14 protein-coding genes are annotated in these 19248 nt (G+C 73.2%); 11 read left to right on the top strand and 3 right to left on the bottom strand.

Annotated features, from left to right (window positions below; genetic code table 11):
- Window positions 1-283: 283 nt before the first annotated feature.
- The 6 genes from ACIO9K_RS33920 to ACIO9K_RS33895 all read left to right on the top strand — a co-directional run bounded on the left by ACIO9K_RS33920 (window position 284) and on the right by ACIO9K_RS33895 (window position 6218).
- The gene (locus tag ACIO9K_RS33920; protein WP_363583436.1) at window positions 284-970 is read left to right on the top strand and encodes a response regulator transcription factor; all 687 of its coding nucleotides are present in this window, start codon (window positions 284-286) and stop codon (window positions 968-970) included.
- A complete protein-coding gene (locus ACIO9K_RS33915) occupies window positions 967-2340 on the top strand; it encodes a HAMP domain-containing sensor histidine kinase (RefSeq protein ID WP_363583438.1) in 1374 nt (457 codons plus the stop codon). Before ACIO9K_RS33920 ends, ACIO9K_RS33915 begins: the two co-directional genes overlap by 4 nt.
- 225 nt (window positions 2341-2565) lie before the next feature.
- Window positions 2566-3228 (top strand): hypothetical protein, encoded by a 663-nt coding sequence (locus tag ACIO9K_RS33910; RefSeq protein WP_363619652.1) that lies wholly within the window; start codon window positions 2566-2568, stop codon window positions 3226-3228.
- Window positions 3225-4121, top strand: coding sequence for a DUF692 domain-containing protein (locus ACIO9K_RS33905; RefSeq protein WP_400335578.1), 897 nt, complete (start codon window positions 3225-3227; stop codon window positions 4119-4121). Before ACIO9K_RS33910 ends, ACIO9K_RS33905 begins: the two co-directional genes overlap by 4 nt.
- Window position 4122: 1 nt before the next feature.
- Window positions 4123-4902 carry a DNA-binding domain-containing protein gene (locus ACIO9K_RS33900; RefSeq protein WP_400335576.1) on the top strand — a complete coding sequence of 260 codons (780 nt, stop codon included), beginning with the start codon at window positions 4123-4125 and terminating at the stop codon, window positions 4900-4902.
- On the top strand, window positions 4899-6218 hold the full coding sequence (locus ACIO9K_RS33895) for a ferritin-like protein (RefSeq protein ID WP_400335574.1): 1320 nt from the start codon (window positions 4899-4901) through the stop codon (window positions 6216-6218). The genes ACIO9K_RS33900 and ACIO9K_RS33895 overlap by 4 nt, the downstream gene beginning before the upstream one ends.
- Before the next feature lie 141 nt (window positions 6219-6359).
- Here ACIO9K_RS33895 and ACIO9K_RS33890 read toward each other — a convergent pair whose 3' ends face one another.
- Window positions 6360-10190: a cytochrome D1 domain-containing protein gene (locus ACIO9K_RS33890; protein WP_400335572.1), complete on the bottom strand. Its 3831-nt coding sequence runs from the start codon at window positions 10188-10190 to the stop codon at window positions 6360-6362.
- A 332-nt stretch (window positions 10191-10522) separates the two neighbouring features.
- Here ACIO9K_RS33890 and ACIO9K_RS33885 point away from each other — a divergent pair, with 332 nt between their 5' ends.
- Window positions 10523-11164: an RNA polymerase sigma factor gene (locus ACIO9K_RS33885; protein ID WP_400335569.1), complete on the top strand. Its 642-nt coding sequence runs from the start codon at window positions 10523-10525 to the stop codon at window positions 11162-11164.
- Window positions 11161-12222, top strand: a complete 1062-nt coding sequence (locus tag ACIO9K_RS33880) for a CU044_5270 family protein (RefSeq protein WP_400335566.1) — start codon at window positions 11161-11163, stop codon at window positions 12220-12222. The genes ACIO9K_RS33885 and ACIO9K_RS33880 overlap by 4 nt, the downstream gene beginning before the upstream one ends.
- Window positions 12223-12362: 140 nt before the next feature.
- On the opposite strand, the gene ACIO9K_RS33875 is transcribed toward ACIO9K_RS33880, so the two are convergent.
- Window positions 12363-13085, bottom strand: a complete 723-nt coding sequence (locus tag ACIO9K_RS33875; protein ID WP_363619665.1) for a TetR/AcrR family transcriptional regulator — start codon at window positions 13083-13085, stop codon at window positions 12363-12365.
- 98 nt (window positions 13086-13183) lie between these two features.
- Here ACIO9K_RS33875 and ACIO9K_RS33870 point away from each other — a divergent pair, with 98 nt between their 5' ends.
- Complete coding sequence (locus tag ACIO9K_RS33870; RefSeq protein WP_400335563.1) at window positions 13184-14776, top strand: FAD-dependent monooxygenase; 1593 nt, start codon at window positions 13184-13186, stop codon at window positions 14774-14776.
- Between the two features lie 110 nt (window positions 14777-14886).
- On the opposite strand, the gene ACIO9K_RS33865 is transcribed toward ACIO9K_RS33870, so the two are convergent.
- Window positions 14887-15804 (bottom strand): LysR substrate-binding domain-containing protein, encoded by a 918-nt coding sequence (locus ACIO9K_RS33865; protein ID WP_400335591.1) that lies wholly within the window; start codon window positions 15802-15804, stop codon window positions 14887-14889.
- A 142-nt stretch (window positions 15805-15946) separates the two neighbouring features.
- Here ACIO9K_RS33865 and ACIO9K_RS33860 point away from each other — a divergent pair, with 142 nt between their 5' ends.
- The gene (locus ACIO9K_RS33860; RefSeq protein WP_363619669.1) at window positions 15947-17764 is read left to right on the top strand and encodes an acyclic terpene utilization AtuA family protein; all 1818 of its coding nucleotides are present in this window, start codon (window positions 15947-15949) and stop codon (window positions 17762-17764) included.
- A complete protein-coding gene (locus ACIO9K_RS33855; RefSeq protein ID WP_400335561.1) occupies window positions 17751-19232 on the top strand; it encodes a CoA transferase in 1482 nt (493 codons plus the stop codon). The genes ACIO9K_RS33860 and ACIO9K_RS33855 overlap by 14 nt, the downstream gene beginning before the upstream one ends.
- Window positions 19233-19248: the final 16 nt, after the last annotated feature.

Here is a 19248-nt window from a genome sequence, read left to right as displayed (position 1 = left end):
CAACACAGACGCCGAGCAGCACGAGGGATCCGGAGCCCGTGAGCACGACTGCTCTCCCTTGTCCCGACCCCGCCGGTCGGCGAGGTCGGAAGCATCCTGTCGCCGTTGTGCAAGGCGAAGGTTCGGCCTGTGTTCGGGCCTTGTAAGGATCGCCGTCGGTCCGCCGGACGGTGACGGCCCGCGGGTTAGCATCGGTGCAGTTCGAAGCCGTGGCACGCGCGACTGGCCAAGCAGCCGCGGGATGGGTGCCGCGGCGCGGGGAGACTGCGGTGACACCGGACAGATGACACAGAGCAAGGGCCTTGTGCTGGTGGTGGAGGACGAGCGCCACATCGCCGACCTCCAGCGCCTGTACCTCACCCGCGAGGGCTTCGGCGTCCACACCGAGGCCGACGGCACCGCCGGGTTGGCCGCCGTGGCACGGCTGCGGCCGGTGGCGATCGTTCTCGACATCGGGCTGCCCGGGCTGGACGGCACGGACTTCTGCCGCCGGCTGCGCGCCGCCGACGACTGGACGCCCGTCATCCTGGTCACCGCCCGGGACGAGGAGGCCGACCGGATCCTCGGCCTGGAGATCGGTGCCGACGACTACCTCACCAAACCGTTCTCGCCCCGCGAGCTGGTCGCCCGGGTCAAGGCGGTGCTGCGCCGCACCGCCGGCCCACCGGTCTCGGCCGTCCTGGGCGGCAGCCGGCTGCGCCTGGACCCCGGTCGCCGCACGGTGCTCTGCGACGGCGAACCGCTGGAGCTGACCACCACCGAGTTCAACCTGCTCGCCCACCTGCTGGCCCGGCCCGGTCAGGTCTTCAGCCGCGAGCAGCTCCGCGCCCAGGTCTGGGGGCAGGCCGACTACGGCGACAGCCGGGTCGTCGACGTCTACGTCTCGCAGCTGCGCGCCAAGCTCGGCGACGCCAGCCCGATCCGCACCGTGCGGGGGATCGGCTACAGCGCCCAGGAGCCGGAGCGGTGAGGCGCCTGCGCGCGGGCTCCCTCACCGGCAGCCTGGTCCTGCTCGCCACCGTGGTGGCAGCCACGGCCGTGCTACTGGCGGGGGTCGCGGCCTGGCAGACCGCCTTCTCCAACGCCGAGTCCCAGTACCGGGAGCGCCTGTCCCGGCAGGCCACCGTGCTCAGCCTCGCTCCCAACCTGTCCGTGCTGCTCCTCGACCAGACCCAACGGCTGACCGGGGCCACCGGCGTCCTGGTCGCCGTCGTCGATCCCGACGGACACGTGGACGGCCCCGCGGCGCAGGCCGTAGCCCCGGCCGACCGGGACGCGCTGCTCGCCGGGCGGACGCTCTCCGCCACGGCCTCGCTCGGCGACCAGCGCGTACTCGTCCAGGGACACCCGGCAAGCAACGGCGGCGCTGTCGTGCTGACCCAGCCGTTCACCGAGGTCGATGCGGCTGCCGGCCGGATGCGCGGCAGTCTGACGCTCCCCCTGGTCGCGGGCCTGGTCGGAGCCGCCCTCGCCGGAGCCCTGCTGGCCCGCCGCATCGCCCGCCCCCTGGTCGCGGCGGCCGGTGTCGCCCACCGACTCGCCGCAGGTGAACGCGGCCTGCGCTGCGAGGCCGACGGCCCCACCGAGGCCCGTGACGTCGCCCAGGCCCTGAACGCACTGGGCGCCGCCCTCGAACGCAGCGAACAACGCCAGCGCGACTTCCTGACCTCGATCTCCCACGAGATCCGTACCCCCCTCACCGCACTCCAGGGCTACGCCGAGGCCCTCACCGACGGGGTCGTCGAACCCGGGCAGCAGGCCCAGGTCGGCCAGATCCTCCTGACCGAGACCAGACGCCTGGACCGCTTCGTCTCCGACCTGCTCGAACTCGCACGCCTGGACGCCGACGACTTCCCCATCACCCGCGAACCCACCGACCTCACCGCCCTCGTCCGTGAGACCGCGCGAGCCTGGGACCAGAGGGTCCGGCAGAGCGAACTCCACCTGCGGGTGGAAACGGCCGGGGAACCCGTGATCACGGTCACCGACGGATTCCGGGTCCGCCAGCTGCTCGACGGCCTGATCGGCAACGCCGTGCGGATCTCGCCGCCCGGCGCCCCCGTGGTGCTGGCCCTGCGCCGAACGGACAGCGGCGACACCGAGCTGCAGGTCCGCGACGGCGGCCCCGGCCTGACCGACGAGGACGTCCGGGTCGCCTTCGAACCCGGCGCCCTGCACTCCCGCTATGCGGGCACCCGCCCCGGCGGCACCGGCCTCGGCCTGGCCATCACCCGTCGCCTCACCGACCGGCTCGGCGCCACCATCACCGTCCACGGCCACGGCCCCGAGGGCGGCGCCTGCTTCACCGTCGCCCTCGGCACCATCCCGCTCGACGCGTAGCCGCCCGCGCAGCACCCCGGACCAGGGCCGCGTCCGAACCGCCTGCCCCGCGCAGCGCCCGGAGCTCGCTCCGCAGGAATAATTCGCACACTACTCATTTGGCGCTATCCAGCCCGCCTCCGGCTGTGATGACCTTGGCGACTGTGGCGCGCGTCACATCGTGTGACATCGCAGTGAGATCGCACTGCCGTGCGTGCCCGAGCCAAGGCGATCGAGGAGGTACTCGTGAGTGGCAGGGAGAACAGTGGCAGGGAGAACAGTGGCAGGGCGGCCGGCGGTGACGGCTTCCCGGATCTGAGCCCCGGGGAACTGGCGCAGATCGAGCGCGTGATCCTCGGCGGCGACGACGGGATCGCGCTGCGGCACGCCGCGCACGAGGCCGGCGGGCCGCGCGTGTCCGCGGCCGAGCTGCAGAAGGCCCTTGAGCTCCATGTGTGCATGGGCTTGAACGCCTGCCGCAACCACGACATCGACGAGAAGGCGCCGATGGCGGGCATGGGAGCCTGTGCCACCGTCCTGCACGTGTGCCACGGTGCCAACGAGTGCCGCGGGCAGGGCGGGTGCGGCTACACCGGCCCCGACGCGGAACTCGCCAAGCCGGGTGAGCAGGCCTGTCGGCAGAACGGCAGCTGCGCGAGCCCGATCAATGTCAGCCGGGTGTTCGCGGGCGGCCCGCTGAAGGGCAAGAGCGTCTGGAAGCTCGCCCGCCAGCTGTTCGAGGCCCGGATGTACGCCGCCGGCCTCCCGTTCGGCCCGTCCCCGGGTGAGGGCTACCCGGACGACCTGGTCCCGCCGTACGAAGTGACCGAGGCCGAGCGGAGGAAGAAGAGGCTCGACCGGAGCAAGCCGCAGGTGCTGCCGCTGCCGTCGGACGAGGCGACCGCGTGACGGAGCCCCACCAGGGCGAGCGGATCGGCCGGGTGTCCCGCTTCGACCTGCCGAACCTGGGGTTCGGTGTCGGCCTGCGCGGCCCGCACCACCGGTACGTACTGGACCACCTCGGTGATGGGCTGGGCGCCGAGTGGCTGGAGATCATCTCCGAGAACTACCTCGACTCCCACGGCCACCCGCGTCACGTACTGGACCGGGTCGCCGAGCGGCACTCCCTGGTCATGCACGGGGTGTCGCTGTCGATCGGCAGCGTGGAGCCCCTGGACTTCGACTACCTGGGGCGGCTCCGGCGGCTGGCCGACGCGGTGGGCGCCGCCTGGGTGTCGGACCACGTGTGCTTCACCGGGGTCGCCGGGCTCAACACCCACGACCTGCTGCCGGTCCCCTTCACCGAGGCCGCGCTGACGCACCTGGTGCGACGGGTCAGGACCGTGCAGGACTTCCTGGAGCGCCCGCTGGTGCTGGAGAACCCCAGCACGTACGTGGGCTTCGCCGCATCGACCATGCCGGAGGAGGAGTTCGTCGCGCGGCTGGCGGTCGAGGCCGACTGCGGGCTCCTGCTGGACGTCAACAACGTCTACGTGTCGGCCGTCAACCACGACACCGATCCGCGCGCATACCTCGGAGCACTCCCGCACGACCGGGTCGTACAGATCCATCTGGCCGGTCACACCGACGCGGGCACACATCTGATCGACACCCATGACGGACCGGTCGCACCGGCCGTGTGGGAGCTGTACGACGCGGCGATCGCGCTGACCGGGCCCGTGTCCACCCTGCTGGAGTGGGACGACCGCCTGCCGCCCTTCCCCGAGCTGGTGGCGGAACTCGGAAAGGCACGCCAGCGGGCCCTCGATCCGGCGGACATCCCCGTCGCGACGGGAGTCTGACATGTCGACGGTCGAAGGGGCACCGGCGCACCTGGCCGAACTCCAGCACTGGCTGCAGGCCGCCGTCCTCCACGCCACCGGCCCGGACCAGGAGGGCGGCGAGGCCACCGCCCAGGTGCTCACACCGTCCAGCCGGCTCACCGCCGGCGAGCGGCTGGACATCTACCGCCGCGGTTACCGGTTGCGCCTACTGGCCTGCCTGCGCTCCTGCTTCCCCGCGCTGCGCCGACTCCTGGGGCCGGAGGCCTTCGACGCGCTCGCCACCGAGTACCTGAACACCTGCCCGTCCCGCAGCTGGACCCTGGAGCACTTCGCCGACGGCTTCGCGTCGCACCTCGCGACCACCAGACCCGACCGCGACCCACCGGGCCGCGAAATCGACCCCTGGGTCCAGCTGATCGTCGAACTCGCGGGATATGAACGGGCTTTCGCCGAAGTGTACGACGCCGAACCGGACCGCGCGTGCCGCGTGCTGGCCTGTCGGCACCCCGTGCACCGCTACGCGGCCGCGGTGGCCCGCGGCGAGGAGCCGCAGCCGCCGGCCGCACGCCCCGTACTCCTGCTGCTGCGCCGCCGGGACCACGGCGTCCACGTGACGGAGCTGACCGGGGACGTCCGGCGCACGCTCCTCGCCTCCCGGGCTGGGTTCCCCGGCCACCCCGACCGCCCCGACCACCCCGACCGCCCCGACCGCCCCGACCGCCCCGACCGGGCCGGTCCGCCACCCGCACCGCCCTCACCGCGCCACGAGCGCCCGGAACCGAACGGAGCCGAGGTATGACGACCGATGCCACCAAGTCCGCCACCCGTCGCCTGGCCGACATCCCCTTCGCGGTCACCCCGATCGACACGATCAAGGCCGACCGGCCGATCGAGGACATCGACGCCCTGCTCGACCACCTGCACCAGGCGGCCCAGGTCGAGCTGTCCACGATCCCGATGTACCTGTACGCGGCCTACTCCATCGGGACCAAGGGCCACAGCCAGTGGGACCCGGGAATCTCCGCCCAGCGCACGATCATCAGCATTGCGATCGAGGAGATGCTGCACCTGTGCCTGGTGCGCAACCTGGCGGTCGCGCTCGGCGGAGCGGACCGGATCGTCTTCTACGACCCGGACTTCATCACCAAGTACCCGAGCAAGATGCTCCATCGGACTCCGCCGTTGACGCTTCACCTGGAGCGGTGCAGCAAGGACCTGATGACCCGGGTGTTCCTGCCGCTGGAACTGCCCGCCGAGAAGGGCGCCGAGCCGCAACCGGACGAGTACAACACGCTCGGTCAGTTCTACCGGGCGATCGAGGAGGGCCTCAAGCACCTGACCCAGGTCGACCCGGACGGCGTGTGGAAGTACGCGAAGGCAAACGCCCCCTGGCAGTACGAGAGCGCGTACTGGAACCATGACGGCGGCGGCGAACCCGTGGTCATCACCGACCTCGACACGGCCCAGACCGCCTTGAAGATCGTGATCGAGCAGGGCGAGGGCGTGGACCCGAAGAAGGCCACCGTCCCGATCGACCCCGTCAACCCGCGACCCGGCCTCGACGAGCTCTCGCACTACGCGAAGTTCAAGAGGATCGAACAGGGCATCGAGGTCATCGGGCAGGTCCGCGACGTCCCCGGCGATCCCCGGGTGAAGGACTTCTCCGGACCGGCCGGAGGCCTGGCCCTCCTCTTCAATGCCGCCTACTGCTACACCCTGGCCATGCTCGACAAGCTCTACGCCGTCCGGTCGAACCTCAACCCGAACCGGACGAGCACCCGTTACCACCTGGAACGCACCTTCATCGCCTCGATGAGCGGTGTGCTCTACCCCATCGCGGAACTCCTCATGACGACCCCGGGCAGCGACGACCCCGCCTGGGACGGAGCCTGTGCCGCTCCCACCTTCGAGTACTACGACTTCGCCGCGGAGCAGAAGGCCAAGGGTCACCGGACCATGAAGGAGCACCTGATCTGGCTCTGCGAGACCGCCGTCGTCGACTTCCCCGAACTCGGCGGTGACAACAGCGTCCACTGGCTCCTGAAGAACCTGCCCAGCGTGGACGACATCCCCTCGGATCCCCCCGCCAGCCGCCCGCGCCCGATGCCCAACTGACGGACCGCGACCGGCGCCCCGGCCCGTCCGCCCGCTCCGACGATCCGCGCAACGGGGGGTTGGCGGTGTCTTCGTGGCACATCCGGCGTTCGGGGTGTGCGGGCGGGCGGGCGGGCGCGGGCTACGTCAACGACTCGGAGCTCACCGGCAGGCGTCGCCCGTGGCGGAACCGGAGAGGGATTCGGGCCAGTGGTTGCTCCGGCTCAGGTCGCAGATGCGGTCGGCGGTCCGGTCCGCGTCCGTGGGCCACAGCCGTGCTCCGTCGCCGGCGGCGGTGAGGAGCGTGCTCTGGTCGGGGCTGAAGGCGGCCGTGTGCACGGCTCTGGTGTGACCGACGAGCAGTGCCGTGACCTGCTGTGATGCCACGTCCCACAGGCACACCGTGCCGCTGGCGTCCGTGCTGGCCAGCGTGCGGCCGTCGGCGCTGAAGGCGACGGAGAAGACGGTGTTGATGTGGCCGGTGAGGGTGGCGACCGTCCGGCGCTGCGCCACGTCCCACAGGCGCACGGTGGCGTCGGAGCTGCCGGTGGCCAGGGTGCGGCCGTCGGGGGAGAAGGCCAGGGAAGCGATGGCGTTGGTGTTCTCCGACAGGACGGCGACGGTGCGGTGCGTGGCCAGGTCCCACAGGCGCACCGTCCCGTCGTACCCGGCGGTGGCCAGGGTGCGGCCGTCGGGGGCGAAGACGGCCTTGGAGACCAGGCTGGTGTGCCCTTGGAGGACCGCTGTCGTCTGGTGGGTCGCCACGTCCCACAGACGTACGGTCGTGTCGAGGCTGCTGGTGGCCAGGGTGCGGCCGTCGGGGGAGAAGGCGACGCTCGACACCTGGTCGGTGTGGCCTTCGAGGGTGGCCACCGGGCGGCCTGACGCGGCGTCCCACAGGCGTGCCGTGCGGTCGGAGCTCGCGGCGGCCAGCAGGAGGCCGTCCGGGGAGAACGCCAGGTGCATGATGCCCTGGCTGTGCGCCGCGAAGGTCACGGCGGGGCGCAGCGGAGCGGTGGTCCACGAGGTGACGGAGCCGTCGGTGTGGCCGATGGCGAGGGTCCGGCCGTCGGGGGCGTAGGTGGCGACGGTCGCGAGGGTGTCCAGGTCGTTCGTCGCGCTGAAGGTGGCGGCGATCTGGCGGCTCTTGAGGTCCCACGTGTGGACGATGTTGTCGGTGGCGGTGGTGGCCAGCTCGTTGCCGTCGGGGGAGAGCGCCAGCGCGGGGGCGGATGTGTTGGTCTCGTGGAGGGTGGCGGTCAGCCGGCGCTCGGCCACGTCCCACAGGGCGACCGTGTTGTCCTGGCCGATCGTGGTCAGGGTGCGGCCGTCGGCGGTGAACGCGGCCTGGCTCACCTCCTGCGTGTGCCCGTTGAGGACGGCCGTGGTGTCGTGCGACGCCACGTCCCACAGCCGCACGGCGCGGTCGGCGCCGGCGCTGGCCAGGGTGCGGCCGTCGGGGCTGAAGGCGACGGTGCCGACGGCGCCGGTGTGGCCGGTCAGGGTGGCGAGCATGCGGTGGGTGGTGGTGTCCCACAGCTTCACGGTGTGGTCGGCGCCGCTGGTGGCCAGGGTGCGGCCGTCGGGCGCGTACGCCACCGCTCGTACGGAACCGGCGTGACCGGTGAGCGTCGTGAGGGCGCGCTGGGACGCCACGTCCCACAGCCGGGCGGTCTGGTCGTACCCGGCGGTGGCCAGGGTGTGTCCGTCGGGCGAGAACACCGCCGAGGAGACGGCGCCGGTGTGGCCGGTGAGGATGCCCGTCGTGCGGTCGGAGGCGACGTCCCACAGCCGTACGGTGCGGTCGGCGCCGGCGCTGGCCAGGGTGCGGCCGTCGGGGCTGAAGGCGACCGTGTTGACGATGCCGGTGTGGCCGGTCAGGGTGGCGAGCATGCGGTGGGTGGTGGTGTCCCACAGCTTCACGGTGTGGTCGGCGCTGCCGGTGGCCAGGGTGCGGCCGTCGGGCGCGTACGCCACCGCCGTCACGGTGCCGGTGTGACCGGTGAACTGGTTGGAGGAGTAGGCGGCGTAGGCGCTCAGCAGGCTGCCGCGGGCCTCGGTGGTGCGGGCCGTCCGGTAGCCCTCCAGCGCGACCAGCGCCGCGGCCTCGGGCTGCGTTTCGAGGAGTTGCCTGGACTGGGCGGCCCGTTCGCGGGAGACCGCGACGCGGCGCTGCGCGTCGGACTGCTCCCCCTGGACGAACGCGGTCACCGCCAGCACCAGGGAGAGCACGGTCAGGACGGCCAGCGCCACGACCGTCCGGCGCCGGCGACGGCCACGCTGGCCGTCCGCCGCGGTGCTGGCGTCCAGGAAGGCGGACTCAAGCCGGTTGAGCGCCGCGCCGCGGGTACGGGACCAGCTCCAGGCGGTGGCGAGCTGTGCTCCCCGGTACAACGCGCCCGGGTCGCGCTGGAGTTCGTGCCAGGTCAGGGCGGCCTGGGTGAGCCGGCGGTGTGTCCGCAGGGCCTCGCGGTCGACGTCGAGCCAGTGGCGCAGCCGAGGCCAGGCGCGGATGACCGCTTCGTGGGCGACGTCGACGGTGCCGTCGGCCAGGACGATCAGGCGGGCGGCGGCGAGCCGGTGCAGGAGGTCGTCGACGGTCGCGGCGTCGGCGAGGCCGTCGAGTTCCTTCCGGGCCAGGCGGCGGCGGGTGTCCTCGGTGCCCTCGCCCGGGGCGGTGAGCCGGAGGAACAGCAGCCGCATGGCCTCCTGGTGGCCCGGCGGGAGAGCGGCGTACATGGCCTCGGCGGTCTGGGTGATGGCTCCCCGCATGCCGCCGGTGGCCCGGTAGTCGGCCAGCCGCAGGACGGTCCCGCGGTGCCTGGTCCAGGTCTCGCGCATCGCGTGGGCCACCAGCGGCAGCGCGCCGGGCTGGCCGGTGGCCTCCGCGAGGACGGCCTCCAGCAGGTCGGGGTCCACCACGACGCCCGCTCGGGCCGCGGGTTCGACGACGATGTCCCGCAGCTCGGCCCGGGTGGGTGCGCCGACCGGCAGTTGGGCGCCGGAACGGAGGGCGGCGGCCAGGGCGGGGTGGGCGAGGCAGCGGTCGTAGAAGTCGGCGCGCACGCTGATGACGACCCGTACCCGGGCCTCGGCCGCGCCGGCCCCGGCCGCTCCGTCGCCGGCTGTGTGGTCGTCGGCCGTCCCGTCGACGGCCGTGCGGTCGCCGGCCGTCCAGGCCAGGCAGGCCAGGGCCGCCTCCCGCTCCCCGGCGTCCGCGCAGGTGGTGAAGAGCTCCTCGAACTGGTCGACGACGAGGACGACGCGCCGGTCGGCGGGCTGCGTGACCAGCCAGGTGTCCAGCGCGATCCCCAGGGCCGCGGGCTCGTCGGCCAGCGCGCGGGACAGTGCCTCCGCGTCACCGCCCGTCAGGGCGCAGACCGCCAGGGCCAGCGCCCGTAGCGGGTGGTCGCCGGGGACCAGCGGCGCGGTGTGCCAGGACTCGTCGAGCCGGGGGAGCAGCCCGGCCCGCAGCAGTGAGGACTTGCCGCTGCCGGAGGCGCCGACGACTGCCGTCAGCCGGTGGTCACCCACGTGCCGGACCAGGTGGCTCACCAGTTCCGACCGGCCGAAGAAGATGTCGGCGTCCCCCGTGCCGAACGCGGCCAGTCCCAGGTACGGGCAGTGAGCGGGGTCGCCCCCGTCCGCGCGGTCCTCATCGCCGTCCTGTGCCGTGGCGGCCGGCCCTTGGACGGCGCGGGAAGCCGCCAGCCAGCGGGCCTCCCACTCCGCCTTCTCCCCGCCGCACACCCGCGCGTAGGCGAGCACCACGGCCAGCGACGGCAGGCGCTCGCCCTTCGCCGCCTCCGCCAGCGTGCTGGCGGAGTAGTGCGACTCCTTCGCCAGCGCGCGGTAGCTCGGTGCGCCCGACCGGTCCCGCAACTGGCGAAGCTCCCAGGCGAGCCGCTCCACCGGACCGGCCTGCGGATCGACGAACCGCTCCGGTCTGCCCAGTCGGGCCTTGCGCTGTGTCCCGTTCGGCCGCGCGTCCACGTTCACCACCCCTGGCAGGCCCCTCCCGCCCCCCACATCGTTGTCCGACTTGAATGTCCTGCCCAGAGGGCTCTTTCGGACAATGCGCCGCCGCTGCAGAGTTTCTGGCATCGGGGGGTTCGCCGGAACACCTCGTGGCGTTCGGGGGACGGCCCGGTGGCAGCCGCTCGCCACCGGGCCGAGCGCCTCAGGTGCCGCCGCGCAGGTGCCGCCGCTCAAGTCGGCACCTGCGCGGAGGACCCGTCGTCCGCGCGAAAGGCATCCGCCGGTTGCCGGCACACCTGTGACGCAGCTCACTGGAACTGCTTCGTGGTGGCCGGACAACCAGAGGTGTGGACTATTCGCTGCACGAACGGATCAGAGCCGGGGACCCGGGCGCCTTCCGGCAGTTGTTCCAGGAGCACTCGCACGCGGTTCTGGCACACGCCGTCCGGGTGAGTGGGGACCGCGCCGGTGCCGAGGACGTCATGGCGGTGGTCTTCCTGGAGGCCTGGCGGCTGCGGGACAAGCTCCGCGACGAGGGGACCACTCCTCGCCCGTGGTTGATGGGCATCACCGTCAACGTGCTGCGCAACCGGGCCAGGGCCGCCCGCCGGCATGCGGCCGCCCTCGCCCGCATGCCGCTCGCCGAACCCGCCCCGGACTTCGCCGACGAGTTGGTCGGCCGGCTCGCCGACCGCGATCAACTGCTCGCTGCCAAGGCGGCGCTGGAGAAACTGCGCCGCGGGGAGCGCGAGGTGTTCTCGCTGTGCGTGTGGGCGGGCCTCAGCTACCCCGAGGCCGCCGAGGCCCTCGGCATCCCGGTCGGCACCGTGCGCTCCAGGCTCTCCAGGGCCCGGACCCGGCTGCGTGCTCTGGCCGACAAGGAACTGCGGCAGGCCTCGAAAACCCGCCGGGAACCCCTGCCGGCAGCCGGACAAGTACAGGGTGGCCGGATGGTTCCGGCCCGGTCGAACAAGGAGTGGAACAGATGACCAGCACCCCGGAGTGGCAGCAGCCGCTTGAGGACGCGGAGCTGAGGCACCTGCTGCCGGCGGCCGGAGCACCGGCCGCCCCGCTCGGCCGACAGCGCCAGATCGAGGAGTTCCTGATGAACGAGATCACCCGTACCCCCGAAGCCGCAGTGCCGGTCCGCCCCGAGGCCAGGAGGCGTCGGCGGCTGCTGATCGCCGTGCCCACCACGGTGGCGGCCTTCGCCCTCGCTGCCACCGTGGCGGCCACCACGCTCGGCAGCCCGGGAACGACCCCCGCGCGCAGTGAGCGCGTCGCCGCGCCCGTCATCCAGGTCTCGGCGGGCGACACCGCGGGCCTGGCCGGCGCGGTGGAGCGGATCTCGCTGGCCGCCGCGGCCGCGCCGGACCTCGTCCTGCGCCCGGGGCAGTACGTCTACATCGAGAGCACCGTCTCCCACCCCACGGGTACCATCGACGCCGCCAGCGGCACCTCGAAGGTGTGGGTCGAGAAGCCCCACCAGCGGCAGGTCTGGCACTCGGCCGACGGCCGCACCGGCTGGCTCACCGAAGAGGGCAAGTCCCCGGAAGGCGGCAAGGCGCTCGAATCGGGCAGTGGTGCCTACCTGAACGCGCCCTCCTACGACTACGTGCGCACCCTGCCCACCGACCCGCAGGAACTGCTGCAGAAGATCTACGCCGAGACCAAGGGAAGCGGCAACGGGCCGGACCAGGAGGCGTTCGTCACCATCGCCGACCTGATCCGCGAGCAGGCCGTCCCCGGCAAGCTCGCCGCCGCGCTCTACCAGGCCGCGGCCCGCATCCCCGGCGTCGTCCTCCTCGACAGCGCCACCGACGCCGCCGGGCGCACCGGCATCGCCATCGCCCGGACCAACACCGTCACCGGCTCCCGCGACGAGATCATCTTCGACCGCAGCTCCTACGCCTTCCTGGGCGAGCGCAGCGTCCAGGTCACCGCGGCCTCCGGGGTCGAGCCCGGCACCGTCACCGCGAACACCGCCGTCCTCAAGCGCGCCGCCGCCGACGCCCCCGGCCGCCAGCCGGGCAACGCCCAGGCCTGATCGCACTCGCGCGTCGCCCCGCCCGTCGCTCCGGCCCCCGTTCTCGGGCCGGGGCGACGGGCGGAGCTGTGTGAGCAGACGGGCGGAGCTGCGTGAACAGCAGTTGACAGTGGACCCGGCCGGCTTCGGAACGTCACGCCCTAGCGGCGGGCGAGGCCGTCGATCATCAGGGAGACGGTGAAGTCGAAGCGGTCGTGGCCCGTGCCGGCGGTGAGTTCGGCGGCGTGGCGGGTGGTGTGGGGGAAGGTCTCGGCGGGCAGGGCGGTGAGGCGGCGCAGCAACTCGTCGCGGTCGAGGACCCACGTGTCGTCGTCGTGTGCTGCTCGCTGGCGCACGATCGAGGTTTCGAGGCAGTAGGCGGCCACGTACAGCAGGAGCGCGTCGACGGCCCAGGCGGCGGCCTGTGGGGCGACGCCGCCGGCGAGCAGGATCGCCAGCATCCCTTCGCTGACGCGCATGGTTTCGAGGTCGGTGGGGGCCATGGCGAGCGCGGCGCGGGAGATCCCGGGGTAGTCCAGGTACTGGTCGCGGATCCGGGTGCAGACGCCGCGGATCTGGTCCCGCCAGGCCGCGGGGTCGGGCTCGGGCAGGGCGAGCGCGGCGCACAGCCGTCCGATGAGCAGTTCGTCGAGGTCGGCCTTGTTGACGACGTGGGCGTAGAGGGAGGCGGGCCCGGTGTCGAGGGCGCCGGCGAGGCGGCGCATGGTCAGTGCCTCGTAGCCCTCGGTGGCGATGACGCCCAGCGCGGTGTCGATGACCTGGTCCACGGTGATGGGGGCCTTGCGGCGTCGCGGCCTGGGGTCGGTTTCGGCGTCGGGGTTCGGCGGCTGGTGGCGTGCCGCGCGTCGCTCTCTCGGGTTCACCGGACCATCATAGCTTGACACGAACGCCGTTCGTTTATAGAACACTGTTCGTGACTAGGAATGTGAACCGGGATCCGCATCAGGATTCGAACCAGACCATGAACCAGGACGTGGACGTGACCGTCGTCGGCGCCGGGCCGGTGGGCCTCGTGCTCGCCGCCGAACTGGCGCTCTCCGGGGCGACGGTGCAGGTGCTCGAACGGCTCGCCGAGCCGGACCGGTCGATGAAGGCGGGGGCGGTCAACGTCCCGACGGCCGAGGCGCTCGACCGCCGCGGCCTGCTGCCGGCCGCCGAACAGGTGCAGCGGGAGCAGCTCGAACGGGTCGGGTCGTTCGCCCGCGCGGTCGACCGGCCGCCCGGCGGTGGCCGGCCGGCGCGCGCACCCCGCTTCACCGGGCACTTCGCCGGGATGGTCCTCGACGCCGACCTCGTGGACTGGTCCGATACCGACCTCGCCGCGCACACCGCCGTCGACGGAGCGCGGATGGTGCCGCAGCGCGAGCTGGAGGCGCTGCTGGCCGGCCAGGTCGCGCGTCTGGGCGTGGCGGTGCGTCGCGGGGTGGAGGTCACCGCGTTCGAAGACACCGGCGACGGCGTGCTCGTCACCACCACCGCCGGTACGGTGCGCACCGGATGGCTGGTCGGGTGCGACGGCGGGCGCAGCACCGTGCGCCGCCTCGCGGGCATCGGCTTCCCCGGCACCGACCCCGAACTCACCGGACACCTGGCGGTCGTCGACATCGCCGACCCCACGGTGCTCGCGGACGGATGGGTGTGGTCGTCCAAGGGCGCCTACCGTTGCGGGCCGCAGCCCGGGCGGGTGGTCACCGTGGAGTTCGGCGGCGCCCCCGCCGACCGCTCCGCGCCGGTCACCCTTGAAGAGGTGCAGAGCAGCCTGCGCCGGGTCTCGGGCACCGACGTCACGCTCACCGCGCTGCGTGGCCCCGCGACCCGCTGGAGCGACAACGCCCGCCAGGCCGCGGCCTACCGCTCGGGGCGGGTGCTCCTGGCCGGCGACGCCGCGCACGTGCACTCGCCGTTCGGCGGCCAGGGGCTCAACCTCGGGGTCGGCGACGCGATGAACCTCGGCTGGAAGCTCGGCGCCGTGGTCGCCGGGTGGGCGGCCGAAGGGCTGCTCGACACCTACGACGCCGAGCGCCGCCCCCTCGGCGCCTGGGTACTGGACTGGACGAGGGCCCAGATCGGGGTGATGCGCGGGGACGCCAAGTCGGCCGCGCTCCGGGAGGTCGTCGCCGACCTGCTGGGCACCGGGGCGGGCGCGACCTACGCGGTCAAGAAGATCTCCGGGGTGACGCAGCGCGTCGACCTGCCCGGCGACCACCCGCTGGTCGGGCGGTACGCCCCCGACCTGTGGCTGGGGGACGGCTCCCGGCTGGTCGACCACGGCCACGGCGGCGGGTTCCTGCTGCTCGACCGCACGGCGGACGGCGCGTTCACCCGTCTCGCCGCGGGCTGGACCGGGCGGGTGAGCAGCGTGACCAGCGTGACCGACGACCACGCGACGCCGACCGGAGTCCTCGTCCGCCCGGACGGAGTGGTCGCCTGGGCCTGCGACACCACCGACACCGCCGCCGACACCACCGCCGACGCCGCCGCCGGCCTCGAAGCCGCCCTGCACCGCTGGGCGGGCACGCCGTCCCCCTCGCCGGAGCCCGAGCCGGTGCGCTGAACCCCGGTGCGCGTCGACCTCGGCGGGTGTCCTGCCGCACGGCGTTGCCCCCCGCTCCGCGGGGGCGGCCGTTCAGCCGTGGTGCCGACTCCCCGCCCGCTCCCGCGGCGTCACCCCGGCGAGGGGCCGTGGGTGGTGGGCAGACCTTTGGCGAGGGCGGCGGCCAGTTCGGCCAGCATCTCGCCGGGGCCGGGCCGGTCCTGGTGCCAGGCCGCGACGGTGGTGAGGGTGAGCTCGCCGCCTTCGATGGCGAGGGTCACGACGGGCTCGCCGGTGAAGGCCTTGCCCGTGGTGCCACCGCCCAGGGCGATGAGGGTGAAAGCCTGGCCGGCGGCGACCAGGTGGGCCAGGCCACCGAAGTTGTCCCCTTCGAGCCTGATGCGCTTGCGGACCGCGACCCGGTTCAGGGCGTCGTCCAGTCTGCGGTAGATCTCCGGTGCGGCGTCGTAGCCGATCGAGGCGAACGGCAGGTGCGCGAGCTCTTCCAGCCGGACGGTCGTGCGGGCGTCGAAGCCGGTCCCGCGTCCGACCACCACGGCCACCGGGGCCGTCTCCAGGTCGAGGGTGCGGATGCCGGGGCCGGTGACGGGGCCGTGGAGGAAGCCCATGTCGATCTCGCCGGTGAGCAGGGAGCGCACCAGGGGCTCGGTGCTGGCGGGGCGCAGCCGCAAGAGGAGATCGGGGTGCCGGGCCGCGACGGTGTTCAGGAAGCCGGTCCGCAGTTCGGTGGACACATCGGGTGCGATGCCGATGACGACGGTGCGCGCGGTGGTGCCGGCCGCCGTGCGGACGAGGCCGGGGAGGGCGTCGAACCGTCGGATCGTGTCGCGGGCCGCCGGTAGCAGCGTCTCGCCGGCGGGGGTGAGTTCGACCTTGTGGTGGGTGCGGACGAACAGGGGGGTGGCGAGTTCGCGTTCCAGGTCCCTGATGCGCTGGCTCAGCGGGGAGGTCGCCATGTGCAGGCGCGCGGCGGCGCGGGTGAAGTTCAACTCCTCGGCGACGGCCACGAAGTACCGCAGGTGCAGCATGTCCACCGCCACAACATACGCCCGTCTTCCACGTGACCGGTGCGGTCACGTGCGCGTGCGGGGATTGGTCGTGGCCGCCGGGGACGGTCGCCTCCTAACGTCGGACGGGAAGGGCTCACCCCATCGAGGGAAGGTGTTGACCATGAGCGGCCGACCCGTTCGCATCGCCAACTTCTCCGGCTACCTGGGAGACCGGTACACCGCCATCGACGAGGCCGTGGCCGGTGACCCGGTCGACGTGCTGGTCGGTGACTACCTGGCGGAGATCACCCTCGCCGGCCTGTCGGCGCAGTACCAGGAGGATCCGGCGCGGGGCTACGTCGAGTACTTCCTCGACCAGCTGCGGCCGCACCTGGCCACGCTGGCCCGGCGGCGGGTCAAGGTGGTGACCAACGCGGGCGGTTTCCGGCCCGCCGCCCTGGCCGAGGCCGTGCGCGCGGCGGCCGCCCGGGCGGGCGCCGAGGTCTCGGTGGCCCACGTCGAGGGCGACGACCTGCTGCCCCGGCTGCCCGAACTGGCGCGGGCAGGGCACCGGTTGGAGCACCTCGACACCGGCCGGCCGCTGGCGTCGTGGGGCGCGGAGCCCGTGTCTGCCAACGCCTACCTCGGCGGTTGGGGCATCGCGCGGGCGCTGGCCGAGGGCGCGGACATCGTCGTGTGCGGCCGGGTCACGGACGCGTCCCTGGCCCTGGGCCCGGCGGCGTGGTGGCACGGCTGGGACGGCACGGACTGGGACCGGCTGGCCGGTGCGGTCGTCGCCGGGCACATCATCGAATGCGGCCCGCAGGCCGTCGGCGGCAACTTCTCCGGCTTCACCCGCATCCCGGGCATGCTCACCCCCGGCTTCCCGATCGCCGAGATCGCCGAGGACGGCACCAGCGTGATCACCAAGCACCGGCGGGACGGCGGGGCCGTCACGGTCGACACCGTCACCGCCCAGCTCGTGTACGAGATCCAGGGGCCGCGCTACCTCAATCCCGACGTCACCGTCCACCTGGACGGCGTCCGGCTCCATCCGGCCGGTCCCGACCGGGTCCGGGTGTCCGGGGCGGCGGGTTCGCCTCCGTCGCCGACGACCAAGGTCGCGCTCTTCGCGCCCATCGGCCACACGGTCGTGAACACCGTCTACGTGACCGCGCCCGAGGTCGAGGAGAAGGTGGACCTGCTGCGCGCCCAGATCGGCAGGGACCTGCCCGCGGGCGTGGACGAGCTGGACATCACCAGGATCGGGACCGCGGCCACCGACCCCGAGACGCAGTGGGACGCGACGGTCGCGCTGCGGGTCATGGCCGCCGCCCGCGAGCGCGAGCCGCTGGAGCGCCTCGACCTCGCGGGCCGGCTGGGCAGCCTGTACCTGCAGAGCATCCCGGGCTTCTTCCTGGACGGCCAGGCCGTCCCGCAGACCAGCCCGAAACCCAGGATCGACTACTGGCCCGCCCTGCTGGACATCACCGCCGTGGCCCACCGGGTGGTCCTCGCCGAAGGCCGCACCCTCGACATCGCACCCCCCTCCCGGACGGCGACGGTCCGTCAGCCCGTCCACCCCGAGCCCGAGGAAGCCGTAGAGGAAGCCGTCGAGGAAGCCGTGGAGGCCACCCGGGTGCGCCGCGTGCCGCTGGGCACGGTCACCTACGCCCGCAGCGGCGACAAGGGCGGCAACAGCAACGTGGGGATCTGGGCCCACGACCCCGCCGTGTGGCCGTGGCTGCGCCGGACGCTGACCACGGCGCAGCTGCGGCGCCTGCTGCCGGAGGCGAAGGACCTCGACGTGGTCCGCCACGAGTTCGAGCACCTGCGCGCCGTGCACTTCGTCCTGCGCGGACTGCTGGGAACCGGTGGGTCGTCCAATCTGCGGGTCGACCAGGTCGGCAAGGCGGTCGGCGAATACCTGCGCGCCAAGCACGTCCTGGTCCCCGAAGCACTGCTGACCGGCGCGGAGGGCCCCGATGACGCTCACTGACCAACTCGCCGAAGCGGTCGCCGACCCGCTGACCCACGACGCCTTCGACCCGCACGCCCACCTCGTCCAGGTCCTGGCCGGGATCGGGATGAGCCCCGCCGACACCGGGGGTGCCATCGCCTTCCACGGCGCGGACCCGGTGGTGCCCAGCACCCTGCGCCTCGGGGCCGCCTCCGCCATCGCGCTGGCCGCCAAGTCCGCCGCCATCGCCAAGCTCTGGCGGCTGCGCGGCGGTCCCGGACAGGACATCGCGGTGGACCTGCGGGTCACCCCGCACCGGCTCTGCCCCTTCTACGACCGCAGATGGGAACTGCTGAACGGCCACCCGCCCACCGCCTCGTCGAACCCCTCCCAGGCCCTGGGATTCCGCTTCTACCGCACGGCGGACGACCGCTGGGTCATGCCCCTCAACCCCTACCCCAAGATCAAGATCGCCGCCCAGCGGCTGCTCGACGTCCCGGACGACCCCGACCGCGTGGCCGCCGCCATCGCCCGCCGCGACGCGCGCGAGCTGGAGGAAGCCGCCGGGGCGGCCGGAGTGGTCCTGCCGATGCTGCGCACCACCGGCGAACTGCTCGCCGAGCGGCACTACCGCGACGTCCTCGCCGACCTTCCGCTGATCGAGATCACCAAGATCGCCGACAGCGAGCCCGAGCCGTTCCCCCACGGCGCCGACCAGCCCCTGTCCGGGACGCGCGCGCTCGGCATGGGCCACGTGATCGCCGGCGCCGGCCTCGGCCGGGCCCTCGCCCTGCACGGCGCCGACGTCCTCAACCTCTGGCGCCCGGACGAGTTCGAACACGACCTCACCTACGCCAGCGCCAACGTCGGCGTACGGTCGGTCACCGTGGACCCCTACCAGGGCGAAGGCGCCCGGCGGATCAGAGAACTGCTCGCCTCGGCCGACGTCTTCTACGCCAACCGCAGGCCGGGATACCTGGAACGGATCGGCCTCACCGCGCAGGAGGCCGCGCACCTGCGCCCCGGCATCGTCCACGCCACCGCCTCGCTCAACGGTGAACGAGGCCCCTGGGCGGAGCGCGTGGGCTTCGACCAGAGCGCCGGAAGCCTGACCGGCATGATGCTGCTGGAAGGCGGCGGCCAACGCCCCGCACTGCCGCCGATCCTCGTGGTCAACGACTACATCGTCTCCTGGCTGATGGCCGCCGGCGTCGTCGAGGCCCTGACCCGCCGGGCCACCCACGGCGGCAGCTACCGGGTCCACGTCTCGCTGACCCGCGCCGCCCTGTGGATCCTCGCCATGGGGGTGTTCGACCACGCCTATGCCCACGAGACCGCCGGACACGGCGAGCAGCACGCCTACCTGCCCCCACGGACCTTCACCGCCGACACCCCGCTGGGCCGCTACCAGGGCGTCACCGACCAGGTGGCCATGTCCCGCACCCCCGGCCGGTACCGCACCGTCCTCGTGCCCCGGGGCTCCTGCCGCCCGCAATGGGAGCGGTGACGCCGCGACCCCGGGC

It is taken from the genome of Kitasatospora sp. NPDC087271 (assembly GCF_044744605.1).
Classification (GTDB): domain Bacteria; phylum Actinomycetota; class Actinomycetes; order Streptomycetales; family Streptomycetaceae; genus Kitasatospora.
The sequence above is the reverse complement of the archived record's forward strand: the minus strand, read 5'-3'. Positions and strand labels throughout refer to the sequence as shown.

Coding starts and splice junctions, on each gene's coding strand:
- ACIO9K_RS33880 (WP_400335566.1), top strand. CDS start 11,161: ATGACCAGCACCCCGGAGTGGCAGCAGCCGCTTGAGGACGCGGAGCTG.
- ACIO9K_RS33860 (WP_363619669.1), top strand. CDS start 15,947: ATGAGCGGCCGACCCGTTCGCATCGCCAACTTCTCCGGCTACCTGGGA.
- ACIO9K_RS33855 (WP_400335561.1), top strand. CDS start 17,751: ATGACGCTCACTGACCAACTCGCCGAAGCGGTCGCCGACCCGCTGACC.
- ACIO9K_RS33865 (WP_400335591.1), bottom strand. CDS start 15,804: ATGCTGCACCTGCGGTACTTCGTGGCCGTCGCCGAGGAGTTGAACTTC.
- ACIO9K_RS33900 (WP_400335576.1), top strand. CDS start 4,123: ATGTCGACGGTCGAAGGGGCACCGGCGCACCTGGCCGAACTCCAGCAC.
- ACIO9K_RS33895 (WP_400335574.1), top strand. CDS start 4,899: ATGACGACCGATGCCACCAAGTCCGCCACCCGTCGCCTGGCCGACATC.
- ACIO9K_RS33870 (WP_400335563.1), top strand. CDS start 13,184: ATGAACCAGGACGTGGACGTGACCGTCGTCGGCGCCGGGCCGGTGGGC.
- ACIO9K_RS33920 (WP_363583436.1), top strand. CDS start 284: ATGACACAGAGCAAGGGCCTTGTGCTGGTGGTGGAGGACGAGCGCCAC.